This window comes from Shewanella oneidensis MR-1 (genome assembly GCF_000146165.2).
In the GTDB taxonomy this organism is placed as follows: Bacteria; Pseudomonadota; Gammaproteobacteria; order Enterobacterales; family Shewanellaceae; genus Shewanella; species Shewanella oneidensis.
The window spans coordinates 1,964,950-1,977,205 of record NC_004347.2 but is presented as its reverse complement, the minus strand read 5'-3'; the positions used below and the strand labels follow the sequence as shown (position 1 = coordinate 1,977,205).

Below are 12,256 nucleotides of genomic sequence, written 5' to 3'. Positions count from 1 at the left end.
TTTACCCTCTCGCATCATTGCATCAATACGTTTTACTTTTTCTTACAAATTACGCCGAGCCAGTAAAACTTGTATCAAATCGGCACTTAAGTCGAAAAGTGCCACTAAAGTTCAGAATGCAGTACGATATGTTTAGATTTAAGCAGATTACTTTGACCGAGCTAACAATTAAAGCCGTTTTAGCTAAAACCACTTTATAACTAGGGCGTGTTGACGTTTCGAGATTAAATTTTGTTCGTTCTGGCAAGTTCATGCTCGCGAAACGAGGAATGATGTGTAGTTATTCTACTCAAATGACAAGTGACAAAGAGCAAGGGCTTGCCAGGCGAACCCTTCGGGCAGCATTTGGCTGGCTTTTCTGCCGCGTTATCGTCCGTTTATGTAGAATAACTACACTGCACGGACTTTGCCTTGCATAAAAGCCTGCCAAATTGCTGCAAAAATAACCCTGAAACGTCAACACGCCCTAAATACCCTAGAAATATCCTGATACATCATGCTGTATCGTGAACGGGTAATAGGCCAAATTACAGACACAAAAAAGGGCGATAAATCGCCCCTTTTGATTTGAGGTAGAATTAACGCAGTTTGCGTTCTTCTTTCATCAGGCTTGACAATGACTCATATACTTTGCTGACAACGTCATTCGATAATGGCTGATCCTCAGCATCACGAAGCCAAATTTTTGTCTCATCAGGGGTATCACCGTCTTCTAAGAGTAAACGGTAGCTACCTTCTTTTAAGGACAATTGATTGTTGTTCCACAACGAGCTCCAGAAACCAGAGTTATCGGTAAACTTGATAAAGTACAGGCCTTTGGCGCTGTCCATATCTGAAATTTCGAAGCCCATTTCTGGTAACACGATACGCAGACGATCCCACACTTGCTTATAGGCCGCCTTAGCAGACCAATATGCAGCCCCTTCTTCTGGCGTGATCAAATCAACATTGATCCCTAAGGTCTGCTTCAGTCGGTTTGCTTGGATGGTTTGCTCACGCTTAACACTCATATAAGCAATGGCACTGTTAAGCATATCAATGGTATAACGCTGCTTGTCTTCACCGCTGAGCATCACTTTTTGTTCTTTACCATCGTAAAACTCTTCATGCTCAACTAAGTGAATAACGATATTGGCAGTGCGGCCATGGGGACGAGTTTCCACATCGAAGCGATAACGCTGACGCAGCAGGTATTCTTTATCAGAGCCCCATAAACTTGACTCCAACACCTCACGGCTTTCAATCCAATCGGTTTCGATGCTGCCTTTATCAAAGTCGCGACTACGGATAGGAATTGCTTGTTTCGCGAAGAAGTCATCTAAGTTCGTGAAAATCTCTTGCTTAAGGTCGACATTGTTATCAATAGATTCAACCACGATCTTAATGTTATCACTGCCCTCTTCCACATGCGTGCCTTCTGCCATGGGCAAAACTTGCAATGGTGGGCGGATATCAAGGTTTTTACCAACAAGCGCAGGGTTTGCTTTAGGACCTAACGCGGGCACGTCGTATTCTTTATTGTAAGGCGGCGTTTTCAATCCCTCAGGGATCTTTAGCATTGGCGCTTGCTCAGCCTGTACATAGTCTTCACCACCGTTAGCTTGGCGACGCTCTAATGGCGAACTACAAGCAGCAACGGCAGCAACTAGGAACAGTGGGGTGACTTTCTTTAACATTAATTATTTAACCTCTATCTGGGCACGAGTCATTGCCTCTAACAACAGACCATGACATTGCTCAGAAAGTTCAGTCAAAGGTAAACGAATATGACCACATTCAATCAGCCCCATACGATGGGCCGCCCATTTAACAGGGATCGGGTTTGCTTCGCAAAACAGTGTGCTATACAGACCACGTAGTGGTTCGTCGATGCTTGCGGCTAATTCGGCATTGCCCGCAAGCGCAGCGTCGCACATGGCTTTAAAGGCTTTTGGCACTATGTTGTTGGCAACAGAAATCACCCCATTACCACCCAAGAGTAAAAACTCGCTTGCTGTCGCGTCATCACCGCTATACAACATAAAGTCATTACCACAAAGCTCACGTAGGCGTTTAACGCGAGATACGTCGCCCGTTGCTTCTTTTACGCCAATAATATTGCTCACGCTCACTAATTCAGCCACAGTTTCGGGCTTCATATCAACGGCGGTGCGTCCAGGAACGTTATACAGAATTTGTGGAATATCAGTGCTTGCCGCGACAGCTTTATAGTGTGCAACTAAGCCCTTTGGAGTGGGTTTATTGTAGTAAGGTGTTACGCCTAACATGGCCGCAACCCCCACTTTAGATAAGGACTTGGTCAGTTCGATAGCTTCTGCTGTCGCATTAGCACCGTTGCCACCAATCACAGGAATACGGCCTGCCGCAAACTTAACGGTTTGCGCCACCACGGTAACGTGCTCATTCATTGGCAGAGTCGCTGACTCGCCGGTGGTTCCCACGGCAACAATGGCGTCTGTGCCTTGGTCAATATGGAATTCGACTAACCTTTCAAGACTTGCAAAATCTACTGAGCCATCACTGTTCATTGGCGTGATTAAGGCTACGATGCTTCCGTTTATCATCTGACTTCCCCAAAATTTCAGGATTCGCTATGGTACTGATGCCAACCATTAATGACAAGCACTAACGGGGCTCTCAAATTGAATTAGTTATGGTAGCATTACATCCCGCACAAAAACTCAGCTTTAACCCTGAGTTTTCGCTCTATGGTATCGAAAAAGTGAGGAAAATTCATGACCAATTTCCTGGTCGTAACAGCGATGGGTCTCGACCGTCCTGGACTTGTAAGTAAACTAGCTCGACTTGCCAGTGACTGTGACTGCGATATCGTCGACAGCCGTATGGCATTATTTGGTAACGAATTTACCTTAATTATGATGTTGTCAGGTTCGTGGGCATCCATAACGAAAATTGAAAGCTTGCTCCCAAGTCTCAGTGTTGAATTAGAACTGATGACAGTGATGAAGCGCACCTCGAAACACACGCCGCAAAATTACCTTTCACGCCTAGAAGTGCGCTTTACCGGTAAAGATCAACGCGGCACCATGAAACGCATTACCCAGTTCCTTGCCGACCGTTCCTTAGACTTGGCGGCAGTCCGCTCCTTCTCTGAAGAACTTGAAAATGGCGAGCAAACTCAAACCATTTCATTAACCATCAATATTCCTGAAAAAGTTGAACTGGAAAAGCTCGAAAAGAGTATCTATCAACTCTCCGAGGAAATGGCACTGGATTGCACCATTAGACGCATGGAAGGCACGACCTCAAGAAACGACAGAGGATAATTGATGAACACCTTAACCGCTGGCGCCAAAGCGCCACTTTTTACCTTACAAGATCAACAGGGTAACACTGTTTCACTACAAGAGTGCTTAACTCGAGGCCCGGTGTTAGTCTACTTTTACCCTAAAGCGTCAACCCCTGGCTGCACAGTACAGGCCTGTGGTTTACGTGATAGCAAAGCCGAGTTAGATAGTCATAGCGTCACAGCCCTTGGTATTAGCCCTGATCCGGTGGCTAAACTAGCAAAGTTTGCTGAAAAACAATCGCTTAACTTTACCCTACTCAGTGATGAAGACCACAGTGTGGCTGATGCCTTTGGCGTGTGGGGTGAGAAGAAGTTTATGGGCAAAATCTATGATGGTATCCATAGATTAAGCTTCCTCATCAACACCGACGGCACCATTGCCCATGTGTTTGATAAGTTTAAAACCAGCGATCATCATCAAGTGGTACTTGCGCAAATCGCAGGGCAATAATCATCCCCCGATGCGTTAGCGAGTGATTGCCTGAATATCCAAAACAGCATCGACATTCGCGTTTTGGTTAAACACATCAACACAACGTGAGCAAATAACGCTCAATCAATCGTTAAAGGGCCCCAAATCAGGGCCCTTTTTGATGAAAAATTTTCAGCTTGTGCCGAATATATCGGCTAAATATATGCGGCCTCTAGTTTTGAAACTATCCATTTTTGCAGTGCATCATCATTATACCTAGGGTGCCATGCAGCAATAATATCAAACGGGTTCGGTTTTTTATCCAACACAACTTCAATTAAGCCAAGAGCTTGAATAGCCCTAGAAGGTAAGAAGGCAATAGAATCTGTCGCTTGCAGATATAACGGCACAACGGAGAAACAAGGTGCAGATACGACGACATTGCGCTCTAAACCAAATTGCTTAAACCACTCATCAATAGAATCTTTAAAGTTAGGGCGTGATGGTGAGGCAATAATACAAGGGTATGCTGCAACCTCTGCTAAGGATGTGTTTACTTTTGCAATGGTAGAATGATTTGAGGTTACGCAAACATGATACTCTTCAAATAACTTAATCATTGGGTATGAATCCGGTATATAGTCAGGAAAAGCGATTGCTAGATTCACCGAACCACTTTCCATTAAGTCATGAAGCTTATCAATTTCGAAGTCTCGAATAATTATCTTTAGGTTTGGAGATTCCTGTCTCAAAGTTGAAATTAATTTCGGTAGAACAACTTGCTGTGCATAGTCCGTTGCGGCAATAACGTAAGTCCCTTGCGCAAATTTTGGGTCAAATATCTTGGGTGCCAATAGCGACTGAAAATCGCTTAATAATTTATCAATTTCAACTGACAATTCTACAGCGAAAGGCGTGGGAACAAATCCGTTGGTTTTCCTAAGGAATAGCCTATCATCAAATACTTCTCGTAACTTTTTTAACTGTTCACTTGGTAGTGTTCATAATTCTGTGTCATTTCAGTAAAATATTCAAAAACAGGAATGACACATGACCCAACCTTTTAACTTCGAACAAGCCCTTAAAGATCTGCAATCAGGTAAAAGCCTCACAGGTAAAGACAGCATTCTTGGCCCACTGATCAAGCAACTCACTGAAGCGGCTCTCCAGGCTGAGCTTGAGCAGCATTTAGCGCATGATCCTCAGCCTAATCGTAAAAATGGCAAAACCCCTAAGACCATTAAGCATCCGTCCGGTAACTTTGAGTTAGACGCGCCTAGAGACCGCAATGGCACCTTTGAGCCTCAGTTGATTAAGAAAAATCAAACTACGCTAACCGATGAAATCGAACGTAAAGTGTTATCGATGTTCAGTATAGGTATGAGCTATCGCGATATTAATCAACATGTTGAAGATATGTATGGACTCAATGTGTCTAACGCAACAGTCAGTGCTATCACTGACAAACTCATCCCCGAACTTAAAGCGTGGCAACAGCGCCCATTAGATAGCCATTATCCTATCGTGTGGCTTGATGCGATACATTATAAAGTCAAAGAGGATGGGCGTTACGTCAGTAAAGCCGTTTACACATTGTTAGCGCTTAATATGAAAGGAAAAAAGGAAATTTTAGGGCTTCACTTATCCGAAAATGAAGGCGCTAATTACTGGCTATCCGTACTGACCGATCTTAATAATCGTGGTGTAAAAGATATTCTTATCGCCTGTGTTGACGGCTTGACCGGTTTCCCTGAGGCCATAGCCAGTATCTTCCCTCATACGGAAACACAGCTATGCGTTATCCACCAGATCCGCAACTCAATGAAGTATGTCGCCTCAAAAAATCAGAAAGCGTTTATGGCTGATTTAAAGCCTGTGTATCGAGCCGTGAGTAAAGAAGCCGCAGAGATGGCATTGGACGAACTGGAGGCCAAATGGGGTGATGCTTATCCGCTGGTAATCAACTCTTGGCGTCGCAAATGGCATAATTTGTCCCATTATTTTAAGTACCCAGAACATATCAGGAAAGTGATTTACACGACCAATGCAGTTGAGGCTGTGCATCGCCAATTTAGAAAGCTCACCAAAACCAAAGGTGCATTTCCTAATGAAAATAGCTTGTTGAAGCTACTTTACGCAGGCATATTAAACGCCTCAGATAAATGGACCATGCCAATCCACAATTGGAGCCTTTGTTTATCACAGTTAGCGATTTATTTTGAAGGGCGTTTAGATAGCGTGCTAGAAATTTAAAAATTAGCCTGACACAGAATTTTGAACGCCCTCGTTCACTTACCGCTTGCTGGGTTAAGCCAAGTTGGTTCGCTGCCTTTGAAGCACTTTGCTCTCGAATTAACGCCTGAAAAACCCTTAGTTGCTTAATATCGAGCCTATCTAACTTATTCATATGTAGCCAAACCTTTAAAATTTTTATCTAACATTATAGCCCAACAAATTATTCTTGTATCACTCACAAAATGTTATTGTTTCCAATTGTTAATTGTCGCAATTACTATTATTCACGATTGAAATGAAATAGTACGGATGGAAAATTCATGAAAACTGTAATATTAATTGGTGCATTGGGTAAGATGGGACAGGCGGCTTTAACAGGCTTAAGCAAACATAAAGTCATTACCGCGGGGCGCTCAGGCAATGTAGACCACTTGGTCGATATCACAAATGAGAACTCTATTAGAGCATTGTATGAAAAAGTTGGTCATTTTGATGCAGTTGTTAATACCGTTGGTTTTTGTGAATACGCAACCTTTGCTGAAATGACAGAGGCACAATGGATGACCACGGTCATGAGTAAAATGATGGGGCAAATTAACCTTGTTCGTATTGGTCAAGAATACATAGCTGACAAAGGTTCATTTACGCTAATTAGCGGTATTTTAAATGTAAAACCTATTCCTTGCGCTATTGCCGATGCAACAACCAGTGGCGCAATTGATACATTTGTAAAATGTGTTGCTTACGAAATGCAAAGAGGTACTCGCATCAATGTTGTGAACCCAACCGTTTTGACCGAAGCATGGGATGTTTACGGTGATATGATGCCAGGCTTTGAACCAGTGCCCAGTACTTTAGTTGGTAAAGCGTTCGAGCGTTCCGTAGATGGTTTTATTAATGGTGAAGTTTTATTTGTTGACGCTTAAATCACAACTCGCACTTGTTTATGCCCAACTACATTAAAACTTTAGTACTTGGGGAGTTATGGTTTGGACGTTAGCGTTGAAAATCTTGACAGAATGACTATCCAAACCTTACGTAGCTGAAGTTTCGATAAAAAATAATTTACCCAACAAAAAAGTAACATTAAACATCTTGGGGAATATTTAGTCAAATGAGTGATTATCATGGATTGATATTCATAGACGGCGATTGATTGCCCCACATACCCATAAATCATAACTTCACAGTTTTTTGGGTTTATTCCTCACATAGCGAAAGGGCATGATAATAGTAAACTGCTTCATCTCTAGCTTTAGAAAAGTAGAAGCCTACATTACTGTTATTCCTTAGCCTTTAGTGATAAATTGAAAAGCAACTTTGACTTCTATCAATTAAACCTGATGATGCAAATTAATGAGTGCTAAATATCCAAGCTCACCCATTTTAGATAAGTTTTACGTCAAATCATGAAAAAACTAAAATTAAATAAAATACCCTACAGCTCGCTCACCAACATTTACCCAAATTAGCATTTAAGTAATGTTTTATTGTTCCTTGTGTATTTAACGTCTTCTGTAAAATATTCATCTGATTTAAAAAATAGGCAACCCCATGATAAAAAAGTACTCCTCCTATCCGATGTTTTTTATTGCGTTAATAAGTTTACTGTTAATCGGTTGTAGTGGTGATAATAAAGGCTTTCTAGGCTCCAAACCATCAGAGAGTCATTTAACGGCTACACCACGAGTGTATGTGCTCAAACAAGGTGAGATCCAGCATGTGGATTTAACTCAATTGGTCAGCACACAAAATGTGGCAAGTTGGGAGTTGACTGATTTAGATGATAAAAGTGGTCTTGGTGTTATTGTCCATCACGATAAAACTTCTTTTGATTATAAAGCGCTAACAGCGGGAGCGGGCTTTATTAATTACACGGTAAGCGGGCAACATCTCTCTGTGTCGTCGCAGATTATTTTTGCGGTCAATGCAGGTGAAACGCCTAATAACCATGTGCCTGTAGCTAGCAATATCAATGTAGAAACGCTTAATAATCAAAGTATCAGCATTGATTTACGTGACAGTATCAGTGATGAAGATGGCGATACGCTTCGGATCAATAACTTGATTTCTGCGTCAGGGCGCTTCACCTTAGATGGCCACCAGGTGACTTTCACTCCTGATGGATTTGTAGGCGTCGACCAAGCGGTATATAGCATTGACGATGGGCGTGGCGCTTATGCAATGGCCTATATTGCGGTGATATCGAAGGATGCAACGCCATCCATACCCAATAATGCACCAGTGGCTAAAGATGATAGCAAAGCAATCGATGTGGCAAAGCAGTCAACATTATCCATCAATCTCAGCGCGTTAATGAGTGATGCCGACGGTGACAGTCTTCACATTGTGGCGCTCTACAGTGGTAATGATCGCGCCGAGATTGTTGGCCCTCAGGAAATAATGTATACGCCTAGTGCATTTCGCGGAGTAGACCAATTTAGCTACCTGATTTCGGATAGTCAGGGAGGATACGATTTAGGCACAATTACCGTTCACGTAACGGATTCAACACCACAAGCGCCTGAGAAGCCAAGCCTTGTTGCATACCCACAAACGTTTACGCTGGGGCTGGAACAATCTCAACGGGTAAATTTAATTCCATCGGTTGTAAGCAGTAATATTGATAGCTGGACATTAACCCAGGTGCAAGATAACTCAGGTTTGGGGGTGGTTTCAGATAAAACGGCTTCGGCCTTTACTTATTTAGGGCAATCACCTGGCGTTGCCAATATTAGCTATACCGTGCAAGGTGGCGGATTAACCGCCACTTCAGAGGTAATGGTTATTATCAATGCCCCTCCGATACCTGATAATACCCCGCCCAATGCCAATAATGTCATGTTTGACACGGTTAATAATCGTAATGTGAAAGTTGAATTGCTCAATTACATCAATGATGAAGATGGTGACACATTAAACATCACTCAGCTTATTTCTGCATCAGGTCGTTTCGGTCTCAACGGCAGCCTAGTCACGTTTGCGCCTAATGGATTTGTGGGCGTTGACCAAGCCGTTTACAGCGTTGAAGATGGAAAAGGCGGATACGCATTAGGGCACATAGTGGCAACATCAATGGATGCGCATCCGCCTGTCCCCAATAGCCCACCAACGGCGAAGGATTTAGATAAAACGATTGATGTCGCGACATTACCCGTCTGGGATATTGATTTATCGGCACTTAACCTGATTGCGGATGCCGATGGTGATGCGCTAAAGATAGTGAATGTTTACAGCACGGATAATCGTGCGGTTAAGCAAGCTGACACTCGTATTTCCTACACGCCAGGCGCTTTTCGTGGGGTAGACCAGTTTACCTATGTGATTACCGATAGTAAGAACGGGTTTGCTACCGGTGTGGTTACGGTTGCCGTGAATGACAGCACGCCAGGCAACACCATTCCAACAGCAGAGGCAGTTGAAGGTCACATGTTGGACAATGACCCGATGATAACCCTGTCCGTTGCAGATAAAGTACATGATGCCGATGGTGATGCACTAAAGATTGTGAATATTACCGGTGCCTTGGGCAAGGCCACTGTCAACCCCGCCAATTCCTTAGAGATATTATACGAGCCAAACGGTTTTGTTGGCGTTGATAGTTTTGTGTATATGGTGAGTGATGACCAGGGCGGCTATGCCATGGCAGCAGTAACAATTAAGGTCACCCATCATAATCCAACCGCGCCAATTGCAGGGGTGATAACGGCTGAAACCTTGCTCGATACGCCAGTCTCGATTGATTTGTCGACAGTGATTTCGGATAACGAAACCCCGACTCCCGATTTAGTCATCACGACTGTTAGTGCTGCGACATCACCAGCTACCGCAACCTTAAGTGGTCAACTGGTCACTTATACGCCAAAGGGTTTTACAGGAGTCGACGTTTTAACCTACGAAGTGTCCGATGGACTGCATACTACCAAAGGGACTATCGTTGTAACGGTAACACCGTATGGCGCCCATGATATTACGGCGGCTGATGTGTTTTTAACAACGCCAGCCGGTATCGCAGTTTCTATTGATATGACCGATAAGATAAGTTCAACGATACCCTCCGCGGGACCATTCAGTGTCGAATATGTGCTGGGTAATACGCTTGGTGATGTAACGATTACAGACAATACGCTGACCTACACGCCAAAGCTGGGGACTTATGGTCAAGACGTGTTTATTTATAACGTTAAAGACAGTCATGACCCAGCGCATTATGCACAAGGCTCCATTACCGTTGATATTACGCCGCCACCGGTGCCTGTGATAACAAAGCTTGACGCCACCTTAGAAACGGGTGGGCGATTAAAAGCGAACGTCGAGTGTGAACGCTGTGATGTGACTCAATATCGGTACACATGGGTCATCAATGGTTTAACGGTTGGGACATCTAACACCTATGCATTGCAAGCGGCAGATAAAGGCTACAATATTCGGCTCGATGTACAAGGCAAGGATATCTATGGTCAGGTTAGCGGTATTGAGTATGCCACTTATGCTTATAATGCAGTGAAAGCCATTTATTCAAACTATTTTGCCTTTGCCGCCCTGAAAGATGATGGCTCGGTAGTCACTTGGGGGGATAGCGGTTATGGCGGTGACAGCAGCGCAATCACCCATAAGTTAAGCTCAGGAGTGAACACTATTTATTCAACCCCTTATGCCTTTGCCGCTCTGAAAGATGATGGCTCGGTGGTTACTTGGGGGGATAGCGGTTATGGCGGTGACAGCAGTGCAACCATCGATAAGTTAAGCTCAGGGGTGAACACCATTTATTCAACTAATTATGCCTTTGCTGCAGTCAAAAACGATGGTTCAGTGGTTACTTGGGGAGATGACGATGCTGGTGGGGACAGCAGGACTGTCGCTGATAAGTTAACCTCAGGGGTAAAAACCATTTATTCAACCACAGGTGCCTTTGCGGCACTTAAAAACAATGGTTCGGTAATTACTTGGGGGGACCACACTGGCGGTAGCAGTAGCGCCGTCACTAGCCAATTAAGCGCTGGGGTGAAAGCTATTTATTCTACTTTTTATGCCTTTGCAGCCATAAAAGACAATGGCTTGGCGTTTACTTGGGGAGGCGGCTCTGGCGGTGACTACTGCGGATGGGGAAGCTCAGGCGGTGACTACTGCGACGTTGAATCGCAGTTAACCTCTGAAGTGAAGGCTATTTATACAACTCAAAATGCCTTTGCGGCCGTAAAAAACAATGGCTCGGTTGTCACCTGGGGTAGCGAGTTCTCTGGCGGTAATAGTAGCGCTGTCGGGGGGCGATTAAGCTCTGGAGTGGAAACTATTTATTCAAATATACAGGCCTTTGCGGCCGTAAAAAATGATGGCTCAGTGGTTACCTGGGGGGATGCGATCACTGGCGGCGACAGCAGTGCCGTCTCGGGCCAATTAAGCGCTGGGGTGAAAGCTATTTATTCAACTAATGCTGCCTTCGCTGCTTTTAAAACTGATGGTTCAGTGGTCACCTGGGGAGGATGGGGAGACGGTAATGGCGGTGACAGCAGTGCTGTCGCAGAGCAGTTAACCTCTGGAGTAAAGGCGATTTATTCAACGGTTAGTGCCTTTGCGGCCATAAAAGATGATAGCTCGGTGGTGACTTGGGGAGGCGTGTTCTGGGGAGGTGACAGCAGCGAAGTCGCAGGCCAGTTAACCTCTGGAGTGAAGGCTATTTATTCAACTGATAGTGCTTTTGCAGCCGTTAAAGATGATGGCTTAGTGGTTACCTGGGGAAGTGATAACAATGGCGGTAACAGCAGCTCGGTAGCATCGCAACTCGCTCCGTCAATAACATTAATTAAAACCTCAATAGACTAAATAACCTGAACTCGGGGTAACGAGTGTCGAAAAAAATCTAAATTTAACAAACTAAATCAATGCTATAAATGATTATTTTGAAAAAAATCTTTTTTCTGACTGAATGCGTAGATTTTTGCGCATATCAAGGCGCTCTGTCTAACCATAGCGAGCTATGGTTAGACAGAGCAACGCAGAGAGGCCCAAAAAGATGCCTATACAGCGGCTCTACTTACCCCGAGCTCAGGTTAAATATCACCTTCAACAGGCTTTACAAGCCATAACTGTAATGGCACTAAACTCAATGTTAGTGATGTTCAGTTATGGCTTATTGTCTTTCAATTGATAGACGATGAGCGCCACAACCATATTGAACTTACAGCCAAACAGTCCAAGATCTAACCTCAAAAAATCGTCCGCTCATTTATATATCGACTCCCCCAATCTGATGGGGTTTATCTGCTTGGCATAACAAGTCACTCAGTGAGCCTTAAGTT

Annotated in this window: 8 protein-coding genes and 1 pseudogene; 5 read left to right on the top strand and 4 right to left on the bottom strand. The window is 43.9% G+C overall.

Translation table 11 applies throughout. From position 1 onward, the window contains the following. Positions 1-578: 578 nt before the first annotated feature. Both bamC and dapA read right to left on the bottom strand, forming a co-directional pair. The gene (gene bamC / locus SO_RS08690) at positions 579-1,676 is read right to left on the bottom strand and encodes an outer membrane protein assembly factor BamC (RefSeq protein ID WP_011071989.1); all 1,098 of its coding nucleotides are present in this window, start codon (positions 1,674-1,676) and stop codon (positions 579-581) included. 3 nt (positions 1,677-1,679) lie between these two features. Continuing rightward, a complete protein-coding gene (gene dapA / locus SO_RS08685; RefSeq protein ID WP_011071988.1) occupies positions 1,680-2,564 on the bottom strand; it encodes a 4-hydroxy-tetrahydrodipicolinate synthase in 885 nt (294 codons plus the stop codon). 171 nt (positions 2,565-2,735) lie between these two features. On the opposite strand from dapA, the gene SO_RS08680 reads away from it, so the two are divergent. Further along, complete coding sequence (locus SO_RS08680) at positions 2,736-3,287, top strand: glycine cleavage system transcriptional repressor (RefSeq protein ID WP_011071987.1); 552 nt, start codon at positions 2,736-2,738, stop codon at positions 3,285-3,287. 3 nt (positions 3,288-3,290) lie between these two features. After that, positions 3,291-3,761, top strand: coding sequence for a thioredoxin-dependent thiol peroxidase (gene bcp / locus SO_RS08675; protein WP_011071986.1), 471 nt, complete (start codon positions 3,291-3,293; stop codon positions 3,759-3,761). A gap of 176 nt (positions 3,762-3,937) precedes the next feature. Here bcp and SO_RS08670 read toward each other — a convergent pair whose 3' ends face one another. Beyond that, a complete protein-coding gene (locus SO_RS08670; protein WP_238560569.1) occupies positions 3,938-4,621 on the bottom strand; it encodes a LysR substrate-binding domain-containing protein in 684 nt (227 codons plus the stop codon). A 151-nt stretch (positions 4,622-4,772) separates the two neighbouring features. On the opposite strand from SO_RS08670, the gene SO_RS08665 reads away from it, so the two are divergent. Further along, entirely contained in the window at positions 4,773-5,975 is a 1,203-nt protein-coding gene (locus SO_RS08665; protein ID WP_005054087.1) for an IS256-like element ISSod4 family transposase, read from the top strand. Between the two features lie 31 nt (positions 5,976-6,006). Here SO_RS08665 and SO_RS23195 read toward each other — a convergent pair. Next, positions 6,007-6,129: pseudogene (locus SO_RS23195) on the bottom strand (LysR family transcriptional regulator); the annotation flags it as partial. A gap of 148 nt (positions 6,130-6,277) precedes the next feature. Here SO_RS23195 and SO_RS08655 point away from each other — a divergent pair. Both SO_RS08655 and SO_RS08650 read left to right on the top strand, forming a co-directional pair. Beyond that, positions 6,278-6,883, top strand: a complete 606-nt coding sequence (locus SO_RS08655; RefSeq protein ID WP_011071985.1) for a short chain dehydrogenase — start codon at positions 6,278-6,280, stop codon at positions 6,881-6,883. 628 nt (positions 6,884-7,511) lie between these two features. Then, the gene (locus SO_RS08650; protein WP_011071984.1) at positions 7,512-11,780 is read left to right on the top strand and encodes an Ig-like domain-containing protein; all 4,269 of its coding nucleotides are present in this window, start codon (positions 7,512-7,514) and stop codon (positions 11,778-11,780) included. The last annotated feature ends 476 nt before the right edge of the window (positions 11,781-12,256 follow it).